The sequence below is a fragment of the Shewanella alkalitolerans genome, assembly GCF_019457575.1.
Lineage (GTDB): Bacteria > Pseudomonadota > Gammaproteobacteria > Enterobacterales > Shewanellaceae > Shewanella > Shewanella loihica.
This window is the reverse complement of sequence record NZ_CP080422.1, coordinates 2,453,825-2,477,082: the sequence shown is the minus strand read 5'-3', so window position 1 is coordinate 2,477,082 and position 23,258 is coordinate 2,453,825. Positions and strand designations below refer to the sequence as shown.

Below are 23,258 nucleotides of genomic sequence, written 5' to 3'. Positions count from 1 at the left end.
TCGACGTTAAAAATGATAATAACAGATGACTCTTAAACTCTCCCTTAAAGCCGCCAGCGCCCTTAGTCTATTGCTGTGCAGCGGCTTAACTTTTGCCACCTCTCAAGCCGATTCACATCTTAGTGCCCAAGCCGATTCAGCTGTAAGTGCTAAACCCCCTCTACAAGCCGCGCCTAAGGTCTCGGCCCTGGCTGACCGAGTGGCTCAATATGCCCTTAATACCTATGGCGGTGAGACCATCTCCGCGCTATCGACCCTGATCCCCTTTAAGACGGTGGAAACAGAGGGTATGACCCCCTTGACCCATCCCGAATTTGTCGGTTTCAAGGCGCAGTTAAAGTCCCTGAGTCAGAGCCTGGGGCTAGATTACAGCGACCAAGGCTATGTGGTGCTCATCGGTCTGGGGGAAGGGGAGCAGAAACTTGGGGTGATCACCCACGGCGATGTGCAGCCCGCCGATGCCAGTTTCTGGCAGCAAGACCCCTTTACCCTGGACAGTCAGTCACAGCCAGGTTTTTTGATTGGTCGCGGCACCGAAGATGACAAGGGGCCCATAGTCACCGCCATGTATGCCATGAAGGCGATAAAGGACAAGGGGCTAATTCTGAATAGGCGCATCGAGCTGCTGGTCTATCTGGCCGAAGAGTCAGATTGGGCGCCGCTGAAGGCCTTTTTGACCGAATTTACCCCTGCCGATATCAATATCACCATAGACGCCGAGTACCCGGTGGTGACCGCCGAGAAGGGCTGGAGCGAGATCCGCCTGACTATACCTAATACGGCTAATGAGACGAAAGCTGTTCGAGACCAGCTGCCCAGCCTAGATAGGTTTTCTGGCGGCGCCTTCGACAGCCAGGTGCCCCAGCAAGCGGTGGCCAAGATCTCTGGGCTAGATAAGAAAACAATCGCTGCGCTAAAGGAGAAGGCCAGCAAACAGCTGGGGATGAAGTATCAATTTGAGCAGACCTCATCGGCGGGTCAGGTTAACGGACAGCTAACCATCACTGCCGAGGGCAAGTCGACCCACTCTTCTACGCCTGAGGCGGGGGTCAACGCCGTGACTCATCTGGCAGCGCTGTTAAAGGGTGTCAAATTTGCGCGTAGCGAGTCGGCGTTGACGGCGCAGTTCATTCAGCAAATGGTGGGGTTAGGGCTCTATGGTGAACAGTTTGGTGATATCGCCTATGCAGATGATTTCATGGGGCCCATGACCCTGGCCGCAACCCTGGTGAAGCCAAATGATCAGGGCACAGAGATAGTGCTTAACCTGAGGCGCCCCGTGGGTAAGACGCCCGAGCAGCTGGATCTGGAAACCCATCAGGCACTGGAGAGCTGGCAGGCGCAGCAAAGTGTGTCACTTAAAGGGGTCGAGACCTATTGGGGCGAACCTAAGTTGATGGACAAGGCGCCGCATCTGCAGACCCTGCTGTCGGTATTTGGTCACTTTACCGATACGCCATCGCCTAAGCCTGTGGCTATCGGTGGCTCGACCAACAGCAAGCTGTTTCCCAATGCATTAAGTTTTGGCCCCGCCATGCCTGGCGTCGAATATACCGGCCACAGCGAGCACGAATTCATCACCAAGGCGCAGTTTATGCTCAATCTACAGATGTATACCGCCGCCTTCGTCGAGCTGGCCGTATCGACAGAGGAGTTATCTGAGCAGGCTAAGCAAGGGACTGGGCAAGCGACTAAGACTGGGGCGCAGCGCACCAGCGATTAAGGCTTGCAAAATAACCTGACTGTTTTTAAGGTAATTTAGTCTTTGTTGATAATTATCAATGACTTTTAAATTGCGTTAGATAAGCATAGCTAACGTCTTTGTACCCAGAAGAACAATAATATGAAAAATAACCAACCTGTCACCCAGAAAGAGAAGGTGTTTGCCGCCGACACTATCTTGTTGTCGACCACAGACCTTAAGGGCAAGATCAAATACGCTAATGCTGGCTTCACTCAGGTGTCTGAGTTTACCCAGGATGAACTCTATCGCCAGCCCCACAATATTGTGCGCCACCCTGACATGCCGCCGGCGGCCTTCGAATCCATGTGGTCTCGCCTCAAGCAGGGCAAGCCCTGGATTGGCATAGTGAAAAATCGCGCTAAGTCGGGAGATCACTACTGGGTCAACGCCTATGTGGCTCCCGTGTTCGAAGGTGGCCAGGTGCACGAATATCAATCGGTGCGCAGAAAGGCCACCCAGACGCAGATAGATAACGCCCAGGCACTCTATGGCGAGCTTAACGCCGGTAAACAGCCCCGTGCCCTCAAGGCGGCGCGCCTCGGTTTTGGCAAGCGTTTGGGCTTGGTCCTTCTGCTGAGCCTCGGCGTCGGCGTCGCGCTCGCCGGCTATTCGCCCCTGCTGGCACTGCTGGTGGCTGCGGGCCTGGGACTTGGCGGACTCGCTCTGATCCTCAAGCCCTTTAATGCGCTGGTAGAACAGGCGAGCGGCATCATAGACGATCCACTGGCGACCGCTGTCTATTGTGGCCGTCAGGATGAGCTGGGCAAACTCAGTTTCGCCCTGCAGTATCTGCTGACAGAAACTGGCGGCGCCGTGGGTCGCATGGCGGACTCGGCCGAGTCGATACAGGAACTCAGTGTCAGCCTGAATGAGACCATCAGCCATACCCGGGACCGCGCCGACAGTCAGAGCCAGCAGACCAGCCAGGCGGCCACCGCGGTGGAGGAGATGAGCGCTAGCTTTAACGAGGTGAGCCAGAATATCCAGCATGCGGCCGAAGAGATGTCGATGAGCCATGAGGCGGCCGAGAAGGGCCATGAGCTGCTGGTCGAGGTGATCCAGGCCATCAAGGGGCTGCATCAGGAGGTGAGTAACTTCTCCGCCGTGGTGGCCTCAATCGAGCAGGACAGTCAGGAGATCAACGAGGTGCTGGAGGTGATACGGGGTATCGCCGAGCAGACCAACCTGTTGGCCCTCAATGCCGCCATCGAGGCGGCCCGTGCAGGTGAATCGGGTCGGGGCTTTGCTGTGGTGGCCGATGAGGTGCGCCAGCTCTCTAGCCGCACCAGCGAGTCGACCAGCCATATCGAGGCGATCGTCAGCAAGTTCAGAGACAGCACCTTAAAGGCGAGTCAGACCATGCAGGCGGGTCAGCGTCAGGCACAGCACTCGGTAGGCTTGGCCCAGCAGGTGGATGCCTCCTTCGAGGAGCTGCGCGCCTCTATCGATAAGATCAATCAGATGAGCGATGCCAACGCTGCTGCCATGAGCCAGCAGACGGCGGTGGCCAGTGAGATCAGCCAGTCGATTCAGTTGATCAACGAGCTAGCATTGGCCAGCCTGAGTCAGACCCAGGCCGCGGCAGAACGGGGCGGCCAGGTGGCGCGCCTGTCGGCCAAGACTCATCACCTGTCTCAGCAGTTCTGGCGTCAGAGTCTGCGCATTAAGTGATAAAACATTGAGTAGCAATATTGAGTAAAGAAAAAAGGGAAGCTTAGCTTCCCTTTTTTGTGGGTCATTCTAGTGCGAATGATACTAGTAACCCGCAGTCGCGCTGCCGGCGCGGCGAGGATCTGAGGCGCCAAATAGGCCTTCGTCTGTGATCATGATCGACTGGGTCGAGCCCATGGCATCTTTGACGCTGACCTTGTGGCCTCTGGCTTCCAATAGCGAGATGGTGTCGCGATTGAGGCTCTTCTCCACTCTCAGCTCGTCGGGCAACCATTGGTGATGCACCCGGCTGGCGTAGCTGGCTTCGGCGATATTGAGTCCATGATCGATCACATTCATGATGATCTGCAGTGTGGTGTTGATGATGCGTGACCCTCCTGGGCTGCCGGTAACGATGAAGGGTTTGCCGTCTTTCATCACTATGGTGGGGCTCATAGAGCTGAGGGGGCGCTTGCCGCCTTCTACCGCATTGGCATCGCCGCCGATCAGGCCATAACCGTTAGGCACGCCGGGTTTGGCTGAGAAATCGTCCATCTCGTTGTTGAGCAGAATGCCCGTGCCTTCGGCCACCAGGCCCGAGCCATAGCTGAAGTTGAGGGTGTAGGTGTTGGCCACCGCATTGCCCCACTTGTCGACCACAGAGTAGTGGGTGGTCTGTGGACTCTCGTAACCGGCGAGCTTGCCCGGGGCAATTTCGCTGCTTGGGGTGACGCGGTTGATGGCGATCCCCTTGGCGCGGGACTTGGCATACTCCTTACTGATGAGCGCTTTCACCGGTACCTCAACAAAATCGGGATCCCCCAGGTATTCGCTGCGATCGGCATAGGCGCGTTTCATCACCTCGGCCATCAAATGCAGGGTATCGGCCGTATTATGGCCTAACTTGGCGATGGGATAAGGCTCGAGCATGTTGAGCATCTCGATAATGTGTATGCCACCGGATGAGGGGGGCGGCATGGAGATCACCTGGTAGCCGCGATACTCGCCCTGGACGGGTTGACGCTCGACCACACGATAGCCTTTAAGATCATCTAAGGTCATGATGCCGCCGGCCTGGGTGACGCTGGCGACTATCTTATCGGCGGTTTCGCCCTCATAGAATCCCTTACTGCCTTGGGCCTTGATCAGCTTGAGTGAGTGGGCCAGCGCCTTTTGGCTGAGGGTGTCACCTATCTCGAAGTTGCTGCCATCTGGGCGATAGAAGATCGCCTTGGAGCTTGGCCACTGAGAGATGCGACGTTTAAGCCCGGCAAGGGAGGTGGCGAGATCCGGGGTGACTGTGATGCCTTGCTCGGCAAGCTTAATGGCGGGCTCGATCACCTGAGCCATGGTCATGGTGCCATATTTCTTAAGGGCTAACTCCATTCCCATGACGGTGCCGGGTACGCCTACAGCCAGGCCGTGTTCGCGGCTGAGTTTGGCGACCGCATCGCCTTGCTCGTTAAGGAAGATATCCTTGTGGGCGCGTTTTGGGGCAACCTCACGATAATCTATGGCGACCGTCTTGTTGCCCTCGGCCAGATGCACCAGCATGAAACCGCCACCGCCTATGTTGCCGGCCCTTGGCAGGGTGACTGCCAGGGCAAACCCAACGCCGACCGCCGCATCGACCGCGTTACCGCCTTGCTTGAGAATATCGACCCCGACTTGAGTGGCTAGGGCTTCCTGGCTGGCCACCATGCCGTGCTTGGCCCAGATGGGTTGAACTGTGGCGCTGTGGCTATAGATGGAGGATTCTGTGGCCTGGGCAAATTGACCCGCAACGAGCGGCAGGCTGAGGCTGATGGCAAAGAGTAAGGTTTTTATTGGACGCACACGGGTTCCTTAATGATTAAAGTAATAAGAGTATTGCAATGAATACGCGCGTTAAGAGTAAGAAGAGTGATAAGAATATTAAGCGTGTTAATCTACTGAGTCAGTTCTCTTGGTTTCAATGTGCCGATTATCACTGCTGAAATCAAGCCATCTTTTTAAGGAGCAGGTCTTGGCGGCATCATATTCAATTCAGTGTGTTAGTCAAATCGCTATCCTGGGCCCGCCTCTGTGGAATGCCCTGATGGCGAGCGCGAACAGGCAGGATCAGAACGGACCGGCTAATCCCTTTTGTCGTTATGAGTATCTACATGCCCTCGAGCTAAGCGGCTGCGTGGGAGAACAGACGGGTTGGCGACCTATGCATCTTGTGGTCAGCGAGGCCGGGCAAATAGGGGATAATAATCAGGCGAGTGCTCAGGGAGGTGACAGACAGATTGATCCCAGCAAGGTGCTTGCCGTGATGCCGCTCTATCTCAAGGGGCACTCCTATGGCGAGTATGTGTTCGATTGGGCCTGGGCCCAGGCCTATGAGCGCCACGGGCTCGAGTATTACCCTAAGCTGGTCAATGCTATCCCTTTTACTCCGGTAACGGGGTCGCGCATCGGTTTTAGAGTCGATCTGTCTGAGGCGCAAAAAGCGGGGCTTATCGGTAAAATCGGTGAGCATCTAGATTTGCTGGCCAAGGCCTGCTCGGCATCGAGCTGGCACAGCTTGTTTCTATTAGAAAGCGAGAGGCAGCCCTTGGTGAGTCAGGGGCATCTGCAGCGACTCGGCACTCAGTTTCACTGGTTTAATCGAGATTATCAAAGCTTCGATGACTTTCTCTCGGGGCTTACCAGTCGCAGACGCAAGTCGATCCTCAAAGAGCGCCGCGCCATCGTAAACGCTGGGTTGAAATTTCGTTTCATCGACGGAGTAGATATCACAGAAGATGAACTCACTCACTTTGTGCACTGCTATCAGCGCACCTATTACAAGCGCTCCGGCCATCATGGCTATTTAAACGACGCCTTCTTCAGCGCTATCGTCAAAAACATGGCCGATAGCGTGCGGCTCTTAATGGTAGAGCGCCCGCAAGCTAACAAGCTTGAAGCCCAGGCAGGGAGTGATGCAGGGAGTGAGGTCGGGAGCAAGGCAGAGAAGGAGGCAAAGAGCGCGCAAGAAAGCGAGCCTATCGCGGCGGCGCTCTATTTCGTCGGTGGTGATTGCCTCTATGGCCGTTACTGGGGGGCTTTGGAGGAGATAGAGGGGCTGCATTTCGAGACCTGTTACTACCAGGGGATAGACTATGCCATCGCTCAGGGGCTTAAGAAATTTGATGCCGGCGCCCAGGGAGAGCACAAGGTGCTCAGGGGCTTTGAGCCTATCCCCACTTACTCGGTGCACGAGATCTTACACAGTGATTTTCGCCGCGCTATTGCCGATTTCATCGAGCAGGAAGCGCAGGCGATGAAGATCTATATGAGTGAGCTTAAGGCCATCTTGCCCTTTAAGCGTGAGGGAGACTAGCTAAGTAAGCAAAGTAAGCAAAGTAAGCAAAGTAAGCAAAGTAAGCTTAAGTGTGCTTAGCCCAACGCCAGCCAGAAGCCGACCCCTATCATCAGGGAACCCGCGATACGATTGAGCCACTTGATGTTATCGCCCTTAGCCAAAAACAACTTGAGCGACTTACCGCCGCTGGCGTAGGCCAGCATGCTGACAAACTCTGTCATCATGATGATCATCAGTAGCAGGCTCAGCTGCGGCGCCACCGCGCGCTCTACATCGATGAAAGGCGGCAGCAGAGAGATCATAAAGGCCCAGCCCTTGGGGTTAGCAATGGCAGTAACAAAACCCTGTGAGATCAAGGCCTGGTTGCTGATCTGTGTGTTTTGATCATCGAGACTCGCCATCTTGCCCTTGGCGCGCCACATCTGAATACCGATATAGCCAAGATAGGCGCCGCCGACCCACTTGAGCACCTCGAAGATCTGCGGATAATTTAGCATCATGGCGGCGACTCCCATCACGGCGGCAACCGCCACCAGGGCAACCCCGGCCAGCTCGCCTATCATCATCCACAAGGTGCGGCGCACCCCTATGCTCATGCCGAGGGTCATCGCCAGTGTCATGCACATCCCGGGTGTGATGGAGACGAAGAAGAAGGTGGGCAGAAAAACGGCAATAAGAATATGATCTGACATCTTGTGGTGCGATGAATGAGTGACTAGGCAGGCTAGTGTAGTGATTTATCGCCTTGCTGCAAAGCAAAAAAAACCAGCCGATGAGGCTGGTTCTTAGTGTCATACTGCTCTGTATGAGCCAGTGTTTAGAGTACGCCGCGACGCACCTGGTCACGCTCAATCGATTCGAATAGCGCCTTGAAGTTGCCTTCGCCGAAGCCCAGGTTGTTCTTACGCTGAATGATCTCGATGAAGATAGGACCAAACAGGTTCTTGGTGAAGATCTGTAGCAGGTAGCCGTCTTCGTCTCCGTCCACCAGGATCTGGTGATGCTTGATGCGCTCTCTGTCTTCGGTCACCTGTGGCAGCTTGTCGAAGATGGTGTCGTAGTATTCAGGGATAATGTCGAGGGTCTGAATCGAGCTACCTTCCATCGCATCCAGTGAGGCTACGATGTCGCGGCTACGGAACGCCAGATGCTGCACGCCTGGGCCGTCATATTCTCTCAGATACTCGTCGATCTGGTTTCTGTCATCGCCTTTACCTTCGTTGATTGGGATACAGAAGCTGCCATCGGGTGAGCGCAGGGCATAAGAGATCAGTGCGGTCTGCGAACCCTTGATGTCGAAGTAGCGCACCTCGGTAAAGCCGAAGATATCTTTGTAGAAGTTCGACCAATGCTCCATGGTGCCCTTGTAGACGTTGTTGGTCAGGTGGTCGACTTCGATAAAGCCTTTCTCTTGTACGATTTCTGGGTTTTCAAGATCGACAAAATCTGTGCCGTAGATGTTGTTGTCCGCGCCGAAGGTGTCGATAAAGTAGATCAGGCTATCGCCGATGCCGTAGATGGCCGGATAGGGCAGGTCTTTCACCTCATCACCTGCAGGCTTGGCGCCACGGGCAACCGCACCCTCGAAGGCGAATTTGGCATCTTCTACGCGCCAGCCCATAGAGCTGATGGCAGCGCCGTGCTTCTTGGCAAACTCGGCAGAGAAGCCGCTCTTCTCGTTGTTTAGCAGGAAATTGATGTCGTTTTGTTTGTAGTAAACGATATCTTTTTGCTTATGCTTCTTCAGCTTAGAGAAGCCAAAGTCGATGAAGACCTTGTGCATAAAGTCGAGATCTGGGGTGCAAAACTCGGTAAATTCGATGCCCAGTAATCCCAGTGGATTTTGTTCGCTTGCCATGTGAGTATCCTCGTTCAATTTGTTACAACCACAGTCACTCTTTGGTGACTTGTCTGGCTATTCATTGTGATTCGGTGTGTACCGAACGGTATTAGTCTTCTAACCAAGAGCGGTTGTAGTCTTTACTCATGCAACCTTGTACATGTTGGGTTAGCTGCAGTGGGGCGAAGGTGTCGACCATCACTGCGTATTCATAGGTCTCTTTCTTGCCGACCGAAGCCTCGGTGCGGCCTGGTTGTGGTCCGTGTGGTACCCCTTTCTGATGTAGGGTCATGTAGCCGGCCTCGATGCCGGTGCGGCTCATGAAGTCGCCGTCGACATAGTAGAGCACTTCGTCGCTGTCTATATTGTTGTGGTAGTAAGGCGCCGGGATCGACTGGGGATGGAAGTCGTACGGGCGCGGCACAAAGTTACAGATAACGAAGTTGTGGGCGGTAAACACCAGATGATCCGACGGCGGCAGGTGGATCTGACCTACCTTAGGGGCGTAATCCTGAATGTTGAAAGCCCAAGGGTAGACACAGCCGTCCCAGCCCACGAGATCGAAGGGATGCCACTCAAGCTGTGTCAGCTGATACTTGTCACCAAATTTACAGACCAAGGGGAAGGCGCCTTTCTCGACCACGGCTTCTTGCAGGCAAGGAACTCGGATGTCGCGCTCACAATAGGGAGCAGACTCAAGTAGCTGTCCGTACTCGTTTCTAAAATGCTTAGGCACTTCAACCATTGAGAAGGCTTCGATAACGAACAGGCGAACCTGGCTGTAATCGTCAAACTTAAGCTGATAGGTGGTGCCGCGCGGGATAACCAGGTAGTCCCACTTTTTAACCTCGAGCACACCATATTCACTGTAGAGCTTGCCCTGGCCCTCGTGGACGAAGATCACCTCGTCGGCGTAGGCGTTGCGGTAAAACTCTTCGGTCGCCTCGGTGACCTTGGCGCTGTACATGGCCACGTCATTATTAAAGAAAATCTTGTTGCGCGCCGAGTAGAAGTTACCCTCGCGGTCGGCCTGCTTAGCGTCCAACTTGTAGTTCTGAATCAAGGTGTCTTGCCAGGTATGGCCATGATTGACCTCGAACGGGCTCACCTCTAATGCCTTGGTCGGCATGTTGTGGTGATACTTGTTGGAGTAGATATTGGAGAAGCCATGGGTGGAGAAGAGTTCTTCCCGGTATAGTTCACCGTTCGCTTTCTTGAAGGTGATGTGGCGTTTATGGGGGATCTCCCCCTGTCTTACATAAAATGGCATGGCTTCTTTCCTTGGGTGCTTTAGCGGGCACACTTATGTTTATGTGATCTAAGTAACAATTTAGTTGCTGGCATGAACAAAAAAAAGAATAATAAATAGCTTAACTCAATCTGATTTTTAGATGGTTGTCTTTTGTTTACGCCGAGGATGTGAGATGAAGATCGATGTGGAAGCCTTTAGAGTGTTGTCGATTCTGGTAGAAGAGGGCAGTTTCTCCAAGGCTGCCGAGCGATTGCACAAGGCGCAGTCGGCGGTGAGCTATCAGGTAAAGAAGCTGGAACAGCACCTGGGTGTAAAGCTTTTTTGTCGGGATCAGTATCGCGCCGAATTAACCCCAGAGGGTAAGGTGATCCTCGCCGAAGGCAAACGCTTGCTGCAATACCTTGGCAACATTGAACATTTAGCCAGCCGTTTCAGCGAAGGCTGGGAGCCTAAACTTGAGTTGGTGGTGGATGGCTCACTGCCCATGGAGCCCATCATGCGGGCGCTGAAGCGGGTGTCTGAGCATAAGATCCCTACCAAGATCCAGCTCAACATGGAGTTTCTCGGTGGGGTACAACACAGGTTCGAGCGGGATAATGCCGATCTCATGTTGGTGAAAGACTATCGCACCGGGCCCAACTATCGGCCGCAGCCTCTGCCCGACATCAACAGCATACTGGTGGTGAGTCGCTCTCACCCCTTAGCCAAGGCCAAGGAGCTCAGCCTGTTTGAGTTGCTGCAGCATGTGGAGCTGACCATCGAGGATTCCTCCCCCGGCAAGATCCACAGCGATGAGCTGCAATTTGGCGGCGATAAGGTGTTTTACCTGTCTGGCTTTATCATGAAGAAGAATGCCCTGCTGATGGGACTGGGCTTTGGCTGGATGCCTGACTTTCTGATTCAAGAAGAGCTGGCCAGCGGTGAGTTACAGGAACTGGATTTTCTCGGTGGCAGTCGATACAGCTTTACGCCTCAGTTGGTATCGACCATGGAGCGTCCCTTAGGTCGCGCTGGGCGGCTCTTTACCAGCCTGATCCTGGAAGAGTTTAACCTTTACCAAGCCCAGGCCAGTCGTTAAAGCCGATATTTTTAGATCAAAAAGCGAGCCGTTAAGCTCGCTTTTTTAAATGGCTATTCTTAATTGAAAGCTAGTCGCTAATAATAGCTAGTCGTTAATAATGTCTAGGATACGACGTGTCTTGTCGTGCAGCTTAATAAAGGTGCCATCGACATCTATGGTGATGTTGCCATCACGGTCGATAGGCACATGGATCTTGCCGCGATCATAATAGTCATCAGACAGGTAATCGCCCTTGTGCAGTTTCTTCTGCCAGCCCGGTGGTAGCGGCTCGCCGCGGGCCACCTTCTTCTGCAATCCTGGTGGCAGGCTCTTTTCGTTATGGGCTTTGGCACCATGTTCATGCTTATCGTTTTTGGCCAGGGTCAGCGGCGAAAAACCGATAGACAGTCCCAGTAGGATAAGGCTAACGCCTGTGGTGTATTTCTTCATCTGAATTCTCCAGCGCAATCATTGCGTTCTCAGCTAGCATATGGTCTCGCTCTGTTAATGTCCAGCCAGTCAGGACCTTAGCCATGTTCAGCTTGTATTCAGCATCTTCTCATTAACCTGGAGTTAAGTCATTGATAAAACGCCGGGCACACCAGGCTATTAGCCTCCTAGATAAGCTGCGGTACGGAGTATGCACATTCTCTAGGTAAGACGCTGAGCGAATGGCTTCTTATTAAGGCTCAGTAAGCGTTTTATGAGATATGAAGTCAGGTAAACGCCAAGAAAGTAAGGCGAAAGGCGTTAGGGCAATGGGGGCCGCTAAGGGCAACCTGCCCTTGGGACTAAGGAGTGCGATATGAAAAGTGTAATATCTTTGCAGATAGCAAATCTCTACTCTCAATATGCCACGCAGTTTGCCCGTGGCGATCAGGCCAGCAGTCAGCTGACGATGCAGGGCTTTGTCGAGCAGCTTGCTCAGCAGGGACTGTTACTCGATACCCTCAACTGGCAGGAGTGGTACCAAAATGCTCATCTGGTCGATAAGCCAGATTATATCCGCGAGGCGAGCTTTTATCAGTGCCGCTTGCTGTTAACCGCCATGAGCCGCTTGGAGCGCTTCAGCCGAGGCGTATTGGAAAACATGCGCAGGCAAGGGGTGTTGCTGGCGATTCTGGAGCGGCTCAACGTACTTACCCACAAGAGCTGCGGGCGCGACCTCTTTGTGCTGGCCTAGCTTTGTGCTGGCCCAACTCTTTGTCTTGGCTTAGTTTTTGTTGGTTTGCCACCCTTTATTGGGCTAAGGCGCCTTAGCGCCCAAGCCATCATTGGTGGGGAATAAGCACTATTGGCGGGAAATAGCGCTAATGGTGGCAAATAGCCGCATATTAGCGGCTGTAACGCCAATCGCGCACCTTGGCGTCAAGCCAGGCGGCGCTGCGGGTCATCTGTTTCTGGCTCTTCTTTAGCCAGCCTCTGGCCCAGTGGTACTCCAGGCTTAATACGGCAAGTCCTATGGGGAGCAGTAACCAGGCCGGGCCAGGCAAGATAACCAGCGCCAACCCGAGTAGACAAAGTGCGCCGCCGATGACGGTGATCACGGTTTTTCTCAGCATAAATACCTCATTTGACCTTCTCTCCTATACTTGTTTTGCATCATCTTGTTTATCCATGCCAGTGAAAATGTGTAACAAAAGGACATCTATGGCGCGATGGAGTGCGGCGAAACAGTGATTCGGGGGAAGGGTGTTGATGAGAACAGGCGGCTTTAACTTAAGCATAAAAAACGCTAATAGGCAGGCCTTGCTCTCTACGCCGCTATTGGCAGTAAAGCTATGGCTAGCAACGCTACGACGCTTCCATTTACTGCTTGTCTCCATCTTCATCGCTACCTTGTTGTGTGTTGTTTCAGCCCCGAAGGCCGAAACCCTCAAGCTTTCCTCTTTAAATTGGCCACCCTATTCGGGGCCGACGCTGAAGGATGGCGGCGCCTGTGTGGTGGTGGCCAGAGCCGCACTTGCCGCCATGGGTCATGAGCTTCAGGTGGACTATTTCCCCTGGAGCCGCACAGTGCGTGTGGTGACCCGGGACGACTCTGGCTATCAGGGCTATTTCCCCGAGTATCATCACCCAACCGATAAATTCATCTTCTCCGACTCTATGGGACAGAGTCCCCTTGGGATCTTGGAGCAGAGCCAGCACCCCATTACCTGGTCGCGGGTGCAGGATCTCAATGCCTACACCTTGGGCGTGGTCAGAGACTATGTGAACACCCAGGCGCTCGATGAGATGATTGCCATCGGCGCCCAGCCGGTAGAGCTGGTGAGCTCAGATGAGCACAATATCCGCAAGGTGGCCACTGGAAGGGTTCAGGGTGCCGTCATGGATCTCTATGTTTATCAGTTTCTCATCGAGCAGCCACACCTGAGCGAACTCAAGACCAGGCTGCAATTTAACAAGCAGTTGCTGGAGTCGAAACAGCTCTATATCGCCTTTAGAAACACCCCAGAGGGGCGCAGGTGGCGAGAGATCTATAACGCCGGCCTGGCCCGTATCCAAGTCGAGCAGCTCCTCGAAGATTACCTGCAAAGCCTCTAGTTCGTCGTCCCGTAGTAATCCTGATTCGCTTCTGCTGTCGAGGTTCGCGAACTCCCCTCCAGCCCCTAAATCAAGCCTTTAAGGTTTTTAAGCCTTGGCCGTGATCGTTTGACCTATAGGGGTCAGACTCAGCAGCGCCAGTTTCAGATGCTGAATACCAAAAGGGATCCCTATGATGGTGACGAAACAGGCCAGCGCGTGGGTGATATGGCCGATGGCGAGCCAGATCCCAAATAGCAGGAACCACACGATGTTACCTACCATGCCAAGCGGACCCGTGCCGATGTCATCGACCCCTTGCAGCGCACGGCGATTAACGTTTTGCTGACCAAAGGGCCAGAAGGCCATCTCACCGATAACGAAACAGGCGCGTCCAAAGGGGATACCTATGATGCTGATAAAACAGAGCAGGCCTGCCAGCCACCAGGCCAACCCCATCACGAATCCGCCTAAAATAAACCATGCAATATTAAAGATTAAGCGCAGTAGTGCCATGAAGAGCTCCTTGTTGCAGTGCTTTTATTGTTGTTAAGGCATTGGCCTTAAATTAGATCTACTAAGGAATAAGCGAAAACCATGCCATGTTATATCTGCATGTTTTTATTGATTATTGTGTTGGCATGATTCTGGGGTGTTGACATAATATGCCAAAAGTCGGTCAAATTACGCATTTGCCGTTAAAGGGTGTACACTCTGGCGCGTCATTTCATTCAGGCTCGATAACATGAAGCTTAGCCACACGCCCGTAGAGGCTGTCTGCCTTGGGGAGCACAAGGTCTATGTGAAGCGCGACGATCTGCTGCATCCCGAGTTTTCCGGTAATAAGGCGCGCAAGTTCGCCTATTTCCTCGATAACGACTTCCCCTCTGTAAGGCAACTGATTGGCTATGGCTCGCCCCAGGCCAACTCCCTCTATTCGCTTTCGGCCCTGGCTAAGCTCAAGGGGTGGCAGTTGGATTTCTATGTGGACCATCTCCCCGGTTATCTGACGGAGCACCCCTGCGGTAACTACCTCGCCGCGTTAAATAATGGCGCCAACATCATAGATCTCTCCAGCAAGAGCGACAGAGATGACCTGAATAGCGAAGCCTATATCAGGCAAAGGGTGTTGACGGGCAGCGATGAGCAGCTGTTTGTGCCAGAAGGCGGGCGCTGCGCCTTTGCCGAGCCAGGTGTGGCCCAGCTCGCCCGCGAGATAGCCAGCTGGAAAAGCGCGCAGCCCCTTAACGAGTTAGTGGTGTTCCTGCCATCCGGCACAGGTACCACTGCGCTCTATCTGCAGAAACAGTTCCTAGCTATAGATCCCAGCATTTGCGTCATGACCTGCGCCGTGGTGGGCGGAGATGAGTATCTTAAGAAGCAATTTTTAGAACTTGAGCAAGACGAAGCGCTGCATCCTCAGATTATCCCGGCTGCCAAGCGCTACCACTTTGGTAAGCTGTACCCTGAGTTTTACCAGATGTGGCATGAACTCGAGTCGACGGGGATAGCGTTTGAGCTGCTCTACGATCCTCTTGGCTGGCTCTGCCTTAAGCAGCTGTGGCAACAGGGGTTAGCTGCGCCCGTGCTCTATCTGCACCAAGGGGGCCTGCTGGGTAATCAATCTATGCTGCCTAGGTATAGGCGTAAGTTTGGTGAGCTAGAGAGATAAATGCCATTTGGCCAGGTCGGTACCTGTGAAAGGGGTACAACCTGAGCCAAATGTTACCTGCTGAGTCGTTGACGAATGGGGTCAATCCTACTTGTTGCCTGGGCAACCTTCGATACGTGTGAGAGGAGGTGTATCGAATAGCGTGGGGGTTATTTATTGCTTGAGAGCAACCATTTCATAAATTGCAGGGCGTCGGTACGCTTAGCAAAAGTTTGTTTGTTTTTTCCTAGGCTATCGGTAAATGCGATAGAGGATTTGTTGACTGAAATTGAGTCCACCGGGAAGTTTACCGTGATCTCATGACCGTTAACTTTGTACGACATAGGCCATACTCCTTATTACTATAACTGCCTTGTGGCAGTAAAAATTTAAAAAATAATAGATCCTTAGCTGTTGCGAAAGATGAATTAAATCCTTTCTGAGACTACCCAGCCTAATTTAAATAATCAAGTGATCTGCCTCGCTAAAGCCGTTGCTTGCGCCCTGAATGGGGGCTTTTCACCGGATTGGACACAGTAAATCATCAATAAATGACAATAGTGTGACGAGATAACTGCGAGTTGTTGAAGCGATGACTATGCGATGATTTAGAGTCTAGCGATGCAAAACTTGAAGGCAGAAAACTTAAAGCAGGGGACTGCAGAAGGAACGCATTATAATCTCGGCGGCGTACTTGTCAATATTTAATCAATTCTGTCGATTTGACCAGGCCCATGGCGATGAAAAGGCCCGTTCCTGCTTAGCTTTCTACTGTGCAATTTAGGAATAAATGCTAATATTTCTAGGCGCTTGTTAACAATTAAGGGGACTGGGATGCGCTTTGTTGTTTGGCAGTTTATGTTGGTGATGAGTTTTTTTGTCGGCAGCGCCTGGAGCGCGGCGCCAAATAGTTTGGTGGGGGCCTTAAGCGATGCTGCCGCCGACAGTGGTCAGAGCCAATTTGTGCGCTCAGTTGAGCACTTCGATTATCAGGACAGCCTGCAGCGTGATACCCCAAGGGGCACGGTAGAAGGCTTTATGGCGGCGGTTTACGAGCAGGATTATGAGAAGGCGGCAGAATATCTGGATCTGCGTTACCTGCCCGAGGGGATGTCGGCCAGCAAAGGCGCCGAATATGCTAAGCAGCTACAGCTGATCATAGAGCGTAATCTCTGGCTCGACCTGGGCCAGCTTAACGATACCCCACTTGGGCAGGATAACGATCAGCTTCCCGCCTATCGGGATCTCTTCGGCCGGGTCGCCTTGCAGAGCGATCAAATTGCCCTCTATCTACAGCGGGTGCCCAGTGAAGGAGGCACCATCTGGAAGGTCTCCAACGCTACCGTGGCCAAGGTGCCACAGCTCTATCAAAACCTGGGCTATGGACCCGTGGCTGAGTGGTTTGTCAATCATATCCCCGAGGGGCGCTGGTTTAACGTCAACCTGTGGGAGTGGACCCTGCTGCTGGCGTATCTGATCACCGCATTTCTGGTGATGGTGCCCATTACTTGGATCATCAAGCGCGTTATCTTGCTAACCCAATATGAGCTTAAAGAGGAACTGGCCTATATCGTCGCCGGGCCATTGCGTTTGCTGGCGGCCGTGTTACTGGTCAGAGCCTGGGTGTCTCATAGCAGCATCTCTCCGGCGGCAATCGAGATGATAGACACGGGATTCTTGTTAGTGTCGGCCATCATCTGGTTTGGCTGGAGCGCCATGGGGATCTTTCAGCAGGGCCTGAAGAAGCGTTGGAAAGAGCAGGGCAAAGATCAGGCCGCCTCTCTGCTGCGGCCGCTGACCAATTTCCTGCGGGTGATCTTCGTGATCATGGCGGTGCTGTTATGGCTAGAACACTTAGGCTTTAACGCCAGCGCCATCATCGCCGGCATGGGCATAGGGGGCATCGCCATCGCGCTCGCCTCCAAGCAGTCGATCGAGAATTTTATCGGCACCATCACCCTCTATTCCGCGGCGCCGATTAAGGTGGGCAACCTGTGTAAGTTTGGTAGCATCAGCGGCACGGTCGAGGAGATAGGCCTGCGCTGCACTCAGATCCGCACCCTGGACAGGACGCTTATCCATGTGCCTAACGCCAAGTTGGTGGAGATGGAGATCGAGAATATCTCCCAGCGCGAGAAGATCCGTTTCAAGGCGGATATTCGTCTCGATTATGCGGTGACCACTTCAGAGCAGCTCAAGGCGATTGTCGCCGAGATTAAAGCCATGCTCGAAGAGCATGAGCTGGTGCTCAAAGAGCCTCTCAGGGTTACCTTTAAGGGCTTCGGTCTCCATGGTCTACAGGTGAATGTGCTGGCCTATATCGGCACCAAGAGTTTTCCCACCTTTCAGTTGGCATCGGAAGAGTTACATTTAAAAATCATGGATATAGTGGTGAAGAATGGCTCTCGCATCGTGCCGGTGGCGCCCGTTGCCCTGAATAATGGATAAATGTTAAAGCTGTGATCTCTGGGTCTTGATGTCGGCTCGAAATCCGGGGATCATGGCTATAATTAATGGCGTATCGCGTCCATCACATCATGACGTAGTGAGAATTGTATGGCTAAAGTGCTAGAGAGTGTCGATCAGCGTACCCAGTTGGTTGGCGAAAACCGTCTCGAGCTGTTGCTGTTTCGTATCAATGCGACGCAGCTGTTTGCGATCAATGTGTTTAAGGTCAAAGAGGTGGTTAAGCTGCCAAAGCTGAGCGCCTTGCCCGGTAGCCATCCTAGCATCAAGGGGGTCGCCAACATACGTGGCACCTCGATTCCCGTCATCGATCTTCGCGCGGCCATCGGTTTTCAGCCCATGAACAGCGACCAGGAAGCAAACCTTATCATCACCGAATATAACCGCAGCGTGCAGGGCTTCATGGTGGGCAAGGTCGACCATATCATCAATATGACCTGGAGCGACATCATGCCGCCGCCCAAGAGCACCGGCAGTCATAACTACTTGACCGCCATCACTAAGGTGGAGGTGGATGGCGCGACCCGTCTGGTCTCCATTATCGATGTGGAGAAGGTGCTGGCCGAGATCGTTCACTATGATATCGCCATCTCGGATGGGGTATTGGATGAGGCCTTGGTGGACAAGATGATAGGGCGCAAAATCTTGATCGCCGATGATTCGGCTACCGCCCGCCGTCAGGTGAAAGACACGCTAGCGCCACTGGGTATCGAGGTGATAGAGACCTCCGATGGCCTGCAGGCACTTAAGCTGTTGAAGCGCTGGTGCGATGAGGGGCGTGATATCAACCAAGAGATACTCATGCTGATCACCGACGCCGAGATGCCCGAGATGGACGGCTATCGTCTCACCTATGAGGTGCGCAACGACAAGCGTATGGCCAATCTCTTTATTACCCTCAACACCTCACTGAGTGGCAGCTTTAATAATGCCATGGTGGAGAAGGTGGGGTGCGATCGCTTTATCTCAAAATTCCAGCCGGATCTGTTGGTGGATGTGGTGCAGGAGCGTCTACGTACTCAGTTGCCCGAACAGGTAAATTAAGCGGAAAGCTTTTAGTACTATTAGCTTTTCATCGCCTAGTTATTCAAGGTCCAACTATTCATCGTCTAGCGAATCATTGTCTATCGAATCATTGCCTATAGAGTCATGGTCGAGGGCCTGCTCGGCAAGGATATCTCGCAATACCTGACGTTTGACCACGGCGGTGGAGACGATATTGATCCTGGCGATGCGCACCGCGTAGCCGAAACGGTCGCGGCCGACGGCAGCCAGCAACTGATGCAGGAAGGCCTTATCAAGCCCCAGCATCTTGGCGTAATGTTCCACGGCCTTGGCCAGCGACGAGAATTGCACGCCATCGAACTCAAAACCGCCGCCAAAACCTGCGGTGTCGAGTGGGATCCCCTTGAGGCTGAGGGGCCAGGGGGCAACGCTCACCCGCGCCTTGGCGACCTGATACATAAACCAGGCGCTCTTCTTAAAGCCTTCGAACACCTTACAGCTAAAGTCCGACTCTTCGAGCTCCTCTTGGGTCCAGTTTTCGCCTATTGCCAAGTGGTTGGCATAGCGGCGCATTAACTCGTCTTTAACTGCGCTGTGGCAGTCCCAGATAGAGCTAAGCGGTGCCTTCTCGGCGATCTGCAGACACTCCTTGCAGGCTGGAACTGCTAACGAGGGGTGAGGGCAATGGCCCAAGGCGTGATAGTCAAACTGATGAGCACAGGGCTCGGCGCAGAACCAGCAGGTGTGGCGTCTGTCGAAGGGGATGTCGACCAGGGGCAGGCATGCAGACAAGGGCTATTCCCTGTCTGCTACTTGGCATAAGCGCATATAAAAGCGCAAGCTCTGGGCTTACTCTTGCTCTATGTCGACCAGGCTCTTGGCCAGGGTGATAGGATCTAACTCTAGGCATTCCTGCTCGGCGACCCAGTCGATACCCACTAATACACCGTCATCGTGCAGATCTTGAATCCAGTATTCCAGCAGCTCTTCCAGTGGAATGGGAGCCGGCTGATAATCCTGCCATTCTTCAGTGCAGTGTACTTTGGCCTGTTCTTCGCTAGACCACAGCGGCATCACATCCGTCTCTTCATATTCTGACGAGTCACACACGACCCAGCCTTCGCCAGTTTCATCTTGCAGGCCCCAAACGGCTTGCTGCTCTTTTACGTTGTCGATAAAGCTTGCTAAAACGGGACTATTGTCTGTCATCTTAGTGTCTGTCATGTGAGTTCTCTTAGAGTGGGTAAAATCGAGCCCATTATACGCGATGTGGCTAACGAGCCAAGCGCTAGGTGACCCGATCAGTCCACTATTTATCCGCTTACGGGACAAACTGGTCTTAGTTCGAATAATTAATCATAAATCATTTAGTATAAGTGCCTCGAGTCGTTATCATGTCTGGGGAAGGTCTGGTTTCTCGCCGGCTGCAGATCATTAAGTTTCTAATTTTTTTTAGCCGTTTTCTCTTGGAGTCTCTATTTTGAAAAAATTGCTCACCTTTGCATCCCTGATCCTGGCAACCTGCTTGCCAAGCCTAAGCGTGCTCGCCCAAGATTTCGATACCTGTGTCAGTGCACTCAAACAGAAGGCGCTGGCCGCCGGGGTGTCGAGCAAGACGGTAGAAGAGGGCCTGGGTCAGGTGAAGTATGTGGCCAGGGTGATTGAGCTGGATAAGAAGCAGCCGGAATTTAGTCAGACCTTCGACAACTATTTCTCCAAGCGGGTGACTGACTGGCGGGTGCAGGAGGGCAGACGTCTGCTTAAGCAGCATGGCCCGCTGCTGCATAAGTTGCAGCAGGAATATGGCATTCCGCCCCAGTATCTGGTGGCCTTCTGGGGGCTGGAAACCAATTTCGGCTCCTATAAAGGCAAGATGCCGGTGATCGACTCCCTGACAACTCTTGCCTGCGATCCAAGACGCAGTGACTATTTTACGGGTGAATTAATTCAGGCGTTGAAGCTTAAAGAGGCCTACCAATTTGATAACGCCCAGATGCAAGGCTCCTGGGCCGGCGCCATGGGGCACACTCAGTTTATGCCCTCGGCCTATGCCAAGTATGCGGTGGACGCAGACGGTGACGGCAAGGCCGATCTGTTTAACAGCACTGAGGATGCTTTATCCTCGGCAGCTAACTTCTTGAATAATCTTGGCTGGATGCGCAATGAGCGCTGGGGCCGCGAGGTAAGCTTGCCTAAGGATTATGATTATCGTCACCTGGGTCGTAACGATAAACAAAGTTTAACGATCTGGGCCGGTTTAGGGATCACTCAGGCCAATGGCCGCGCGCTGTCGACCCCCGACATGCAAGCCGCCCTCTATCTTCCGGCCGGGCATACGGGGCCTGCTTTCTTAGGTTATGGCAACTTTGATGTGATCATGCGCTGGAACCGCTCAGAGTTTTACGCCATCGCCGTCGGGCATCTGGCCGATCGCATCAATGGTGGTGCGCGCCTGCATGTGGCGCCGCCGAAACATGACAACATCAGCCGTGCCAAGCTCAAGCAGTTGCAGGCCAAACTCAACGAGAAGGGTTATGAGGTGGGTAAGCCTGATGGTGTGCTTGGGGTCAATTCCCGCGCCGGCCTGCAGGCCTTTCAGCGTAGCGTTGGCCTGGTGGCAGACGGTTTTCCAAGCGATGAGACCTTCAGCGCCCTGGGCATCAAATAGTGCTAACCATTATGATTGCATCTCGCTAAGAATTACATTAGCTTAAGATTTTGGCCGGGCACTTTGCTCGGCCATTTGTTAATGACAGCATTTTATACCAATCGTAGTAAATAACTGATCATGCTAGCTTGTTAAAACGTCTGATAACGGTGTTATTATTTTTGATTGTAGAATAACTACTTATCAAAAAGCTCTGCCTTGTTCTCGGCTGTTTTTCCTGCGCTATTTCTGATCACTTACTTACCATGATTGGTATTACGAGTGACAATAAAAGGTAGCAATATGGATGCGATGGAGAGTTTGTCATTTGCCCAGCGGCAACGTCTGGCGTTTATCGACTTTAGTTTGCAATATTTTGGCCAGGTATCGCGCCAGGACTTGATCGCCAAATTCGCCACAGGCCTGGCGGCGGCGACAAGGGATTTCTCCAGCTACCGTGAGTTGGCGCCCCACAACATGGAGCTGGTGCATCAGACCAAGCGTTACCATAGGCGCGCCGAGTTTACCCCGCTGTTTGACCATGATCCCGAGGCGATCCTCCACGGATTGGCCAATGGTTTCGGTGACGGGCTATCCCATCCGGTGACGCCAAGTAGCGTCTGTCTGGATGCGGTGCAGCTTATTCATCCCGATACCAATATTATCGCCGCCGTGATGCGGGCTATCGCCCATAGGCAGGCGGTCGCCGTGACCTATGTGTCGGTGTCATCGGGAGAAACTCACAGAGAGCTGGTGCCGCACACTCTGGTGAACAACGGTCAGCGCTGGCATGTGCGCTGTTTCGACCGCACCCATCAAGTGTTTACCGACTTTGTGGTGACCCGCTTCAAGGCGGTGACTCAGAGCGCCACCGAACCCTTCGATCATGAGCTGCAAGATAAGGATGGCTACTGGCAGAAGCTGGTCTCTCTGGTGTTGATCCCCCATCCCAGTCTGAAGCATCCCGAGGCGATTGCGCTGGACTATCAGATGAGCGAGGGGGAATTGGTACTTAGTTGCCGCGCGGCCCTGGCCGGTTATCTGCTGCGCCAGTGGAGCGTAGACTGCTCGGCCCTGCATCAGATCCGCAGCGGCGTCTGTCAGCTCGCCCTTAAGAATCACGCCATCTTAAGCGAGATAGAGCATCTGGCCATAGTGCCCGGCGCCAAGGCATAACAGGCGTAGCGCCCCGGGGGAAGTTTTGCTAAGCTTCGCCCACTTGATGAAAAGAGACTAACTAAGGACGCTTGATGAGCATTAAAGACGATATGGTCGTGCAGTTTAACTACACCTTACGCGATGAAGCAGGTGAAGTGCTCGAAACCAACGAAGGATTAGATCCTATTGCCTACCTACATGGGCATGACAACATGATGCCTGGCGTCGAGAAGGCGATGGAAGGTAAGGCTGTGGGTGAGAAGTTTTCTGTGACCCTGCCACCGGAAGAAACCTATGGTGTGCGTAACGAAAACGGCGAACAGCGCGTATCTATTAAGCATCTGCAAGGCGCGAAAGTGTGGAAGCCTGGCATGCGTGCCATCGTGAGCACTGACCAGGGTCAGCGCCAGGTGACTGTACTCAAGGTGGGTAAGTTTATGGCGACCGTGGATATCAACCATCCGCTGGCTGGCCGCGAGCTGACTTTCGATCTTGAGGTTGTCGACGCGCGCGAGGCGACTGCCGAAGAGATCGCCCACGGTCACGCCCATGGCGTCGGCGGTCACCACCACTAGAATGGTCACGGCCACTAGGCTAGTGGCGAGTACCTGAATAACCATAGAGACCCGGGCGATCCTGGGTCTTTGCATATCTAACGGGGAAGTAAGCTGTGGTCATCGAATTTTCAGGGGGACGGATAATCGTCTCGCCCCAAGAGGTGCTGGTAAAACTCACCACAGGTGTCAGCCTCTTTGCCATGGCAGATGATCTGCGCCTACTCAGCGCCGGCAATATCATGGTGGCCGATGCGGGCGCGGTGCGTTGGCACCTCAGCTTAGACGATGCAAACCAGCTAGGTGATATCGCCGAGTGTCTCGGTATCGATATCGCCTAGCTACGTTTGATTTTTACTTCATCTTCTGCCGATGCCGCC

General features: G+C 53.3%; 23 protein-coding genes. 13 read left to right on the top strand and 10 right to left on the bottom strand.

What is annotated here, in order from left to right:
• The first annotated feature begins 25 nt into the window (after window positions 1–25).
• Both K0J45_RS11060 and K0J45_RS11055 read left to right on the top strand, forming a co-directional pair.
• Complete coding sequence (locus K0J45_RS11060; RefSeq protein ID WP_220042602.1) at window positions 26–1,723, top strand: dipeptidase; 1,698 nt, start codon at window positions 26–28, stop codon at window positions 1,721–1,723.
• Window positions 1,724–1,843: 120 nt separating this feature from the next.
• Complete coding sequence (locus K0J45_RS11055; RefSeq protein ID WP_220042601.1) at window positions 1,844–3,415, top strand: methyl-accepting chemotaxis protein; 1,572 nt, start codon at window positions 1,844–1,846, stop codon at window positions 3,413–3,415.
• 84 nt (window positions 3,416–3,499) lie between these two features.
• Here K0J45_RS11055 and ggt read toward each other — a convergent pair whose 3' ends face one another.
• Complete coding sequence (gene ggt / locus K0J45_RS11050; protein WP_220042600.1) at window positions 3,500–5,230, bottom strand: gamma-glutamyltransferase; 1,731 nt, start codon at window positions 5,228–5,230, stop codon at window positions 3,500–3,502.
• A gap of 118 nt (window positions 5,231–5,348) precedes the next feature.
• Between ggt and K0J45_RS11045 the strand changes: the two genes are divergently transcribed.
• Entirely contained in the window at window positions 5,349–6,740 is a 1,392-nt protein-coding gene (locus K0J45_RS11045; protein WP_220042599.1) for a GNAT family N-acetyltransferase, read from the top strand.
• Window positions 6,741–6,796: 56 nt separating this feature from the next.
• On the opposite strand, the gene K0J45_RS11040 is transcribed toward K0J45_RS11045, so the two are convergent.
• From K0J45_RS11040 to K0J45_RS11030, 3 genes are all read right to left on the bottom strand, one after another.
• Window positions 6,797–7,414, bottom strand: a complete 618-nt coding sequence (locus tag K0J45_RS11040; protein WP_220042598.1) for a LysE family translocator — start codon at window positions 7,412–7,414, stop codon at window positions 6,797–6,799.
• A gap of 125 nt (window positions 7,415–7,539) precedes the next feature.
• Complete coding sequence (gene hppD / locus K0J45_RS11035; protein ID WP_220042597.1) at window positions 7,540–8,580, bottom strand: 4-hydroxyphenylpyruvate dioxygenase; 1,041 nt, start codon at window positions 8,578–8,580, stop codon at window positions 7,540–7,542.
• 91 nt (window positions 8,581–8,671) lie between these two features.
• Complete coding sequence (locus K0J45_RS11030; protein ID WP_220042596.1) at window positions 8,672–9,832, bottom strand: homogentisate 1,2-dioxygenase; 1,161 nt, start codon at window positions 9,830–9,832, stop codon at window positions 8,672–8,674.
• Between the two features lie 154 nt (window positions 9,833–9,986).
• Here K0J45_RS11030 and K0J45_RS11025 point away from each other — a divergent pair, with 154 nt between their 5' ends.
• Window positions 9,987–10,892 carry a LysR family transcriptional regulator gene (locus K0J45_RS11025; RefSeq protein ID WP_011865951.1) on the top strand — a complete coding sequence of 302 codons (906 nt, stop codon included), beginning with the start codon at window positions 9,987–9,989 and terminating at the stop codon, window positions 10,890–10,892.
• An 87-nt stretch (window positions 10,893–10,979) separates the two neighbouring features.
• Here the strand turns inward: K0J45_RS11025 and K0J45_RS11020 are convergent, their stop codons facing one another.
• The gene (locus K0J45_RS11020; RefSeq protein WP_011865950.1) at window positions 10,980–11,324 is read right to left on the bottom strand and encodes a hypothetical protein; all 345 of its coding nucleotides are present in this window, start codon (window positions 11,322–11,324) and stop codon (window positions 10,980–10,982) included.
• 355 nt (window positions 11,325–11,679) lie between these two features.
• Between K0J45_RS11020 and K0J45_RS11015 the strand changes: the two genes are divergently transcribed.
• Window positions 11,680–12,057, top strand: a complete 378-nt coding sequence (locus K0J45_RS11015) for a DUF6508 domain-containing protein (protein WP_220042595.1) — start codon at window positions 11,680–11,682, stop codon at window positions 12,055–12,057.
• Between the two features lie 151 nt (window positions 12,058–12,208).
• Here K0J45_RS11015 and K0J45_RS11010 read toward each other — a convergent pair whose 3' ends face one another.
• Window positions 12,209–12,436 (bottom strand): PGPGW domain-containing protein, encoded by a 228-nt coding sequence (locus K0J45_RS11010; protein ID WP_220042594.1) that lies wholly within the window; start codon window positions 12,434–12,436, stop codon window positions 12,209–12,211.
• Window positions 12,437–12,572: 136 nt separating this feature from the next.
• On the opposite strand from K0J45_RS11010, the gene K0J45_RS11005 reads away from it, so the two are divergent.
• Window positions 12,573–13,418, top strand: coding sequence for a substrate-binding periplasmic protein (locus K0J45_RS11005; protein ID WP_258406832.1), 846 nt, complete (start codon window positions 12,573–12,575; stop codon window positions 13,416–13,418).
• An 87-nt stretch (window positions 13,419–13,505) separates the two neighbouring features.
• Here K0J45_RS11005 and K0J45_RS11000 read toward each other — a convergent pair whose 3' ends face one another.
• Window positions 13,506–13,913: a YccF domain-containing protein gene (locus K0J45_RS11000; protein ID WP_011865946.1), complete on the bottom strand. Its 408-nt coding sequence runs from the start codon at window positions 13,911–13,913 to the stop codon at window positions 13,506–13,508.
• Window positions 13,914–14,142: 229 nt separating this feature from the next.
• Between K0J45_RS11000 and K0J45_RS10995 the strand changes: the two genes are divergently transcribed.
• On the top strand, window positions 14,143–15,069 hold the full coding sequence (locus K0J45_RS10995) for a 1-aminocyclopropane-1-carboxylate deaminase/D-cysteine desulfhydrase (RefSeq protein ID WP_220042593.1): 927 nt from the start codon (window positions 14,143–14,145) through the stop codon (window positions 15,067–15,069).
• A 149-nt stretch (window positions 15,070–15,218) separates the two neighbouring features.
• On the opposite strand, the gene K0J45_RS10990 is transcribed toward K0J45_RS10995, so the two are convergent.
• The gene (locus tag K0J45_RS10990; protein WP_011865944.1) at window positions 15,219–15,392 is read right to left on the bottom strand and encodes a hypothetical protein; all 174 of its coding nucleotides are present in this window, start codon (window positions 15,390–15,392) and stop codon (window positions 15,219–15,221) included.
• A 490-nt stretch (window positions 15,393–15,882) separates the two neighbouring features.
• Between K0J45_RS10990 and K0J45_RS10985 the strand changes: the two genes are divergently transcribed.
• Window positions 15,883–17,496 carry a mechanosensitive ion channel family protein gene (locus K0J45_RS10985; protein ID WP_220042592.1) on the top strand — a complete coding sequence of 538 codons (1,614 nt, stop codon included), beginning with the start codon at window positions 15,883–15,885 and terminating at the stop codon, window positions 17,494–17,496.
• A gap of 108 nt (window positions 17,497–17,604) precedes the next feature.
• Complete coding sequence (locus K0J45_RS10980) at window positions 17,605–18,558, top strand: chemotaxis protein CheV (RefSeq protein WP_220042591.1); 954 nt, start codon at window positions 17,605–17,607, stop codon at window positions 18,556–18,558.
• A 54-nt stretch (window positions 18,559–18,612) separates the two neighbouring features.
• Here K0J45_RS10980 and K0J45_RS10975 read toward each other — a convergent pair whose 3' ends face one another.
• A complete protein-coding gene (locus K0J45_RS10975; protein ID WP_220042590.1) occupies window positions 18,613–19,311 on the bottom strand; it encodes a hypothetical protein in 699 nt (232 codons plus the stop codon).
• A 57-nt stretch (window positions 19,312–19,368) separates the two neighbouring features.
• Window positions 19,369–19,743 carry a DUF2750 domain-containing protein gene (locus K0J45_RS10970; protein WP_434086934.1) on the bottom strand — a complete coding sequence of 125 codons (375 nt, stop codon included), beginning with the start codon at window positions 19,741–19,743 and terminating at the stop codon, window positions 19,369–19,371.
• Between the two features lie 256 nt (window positions 19,744–19,999).
• Between K0J45_RS10970 and K0J45_RS10965 the strand changes: the two genes are divergently transcribed.
• From K0J45_RS10965 to K0J45_RS10950, 4 genes are all read left to right on the top strand, one after another.
• The gene (locus tag K0J45_RS10965; protein WP_220042589.1) at window positions 20,000–21,187 is read left to right on the top strand and encodes a lytic murein transglycosylase; all 1,188 of its coding nucleotides are present in this window, start codon (window positions 20,000–20,002) and stop codon (window positions 21,185–21,187) included.
• 282 nt (window positions 21,188–21,469) lie between these two features.
• Entirely contained in the window at window positions 21,470–22,342 is an 873-nt protein-coding gene (locus K0J45_RS10960) for a WYL domain-containing protein (protein WP_220042588.1), read from the top strand.
• 74 nt (window positions 22,343–22,416) lie between these two features.
• On the top strand, window positions 22,417–22,899 hold the full coding sequence (locus K0J45_RS10955; RefSeq protein WP_011865937.1) for an FKBP-type peptidyl-prolyl cis-trans isomerase: 483 nt from the start codon (window positions 22,417–22,419) through the stop codon (window positions 22,897–22,899).
• A gap of 95 nt (window positions 22,900–22,994) precedes the next feature.
• Complete coding sequence (locus tag K0J45_RS10950; RefSeq protein ID WP_220042587.1) at window positions 22,995–23,219, top strand: DUF3389 family protein; 225 nt, start codon at window positions 22,995–22,997, stop codon at window positions 23,217–23,219.
• Window positions 23,220–23,258 lie beyond the last annotated feature (39 nt).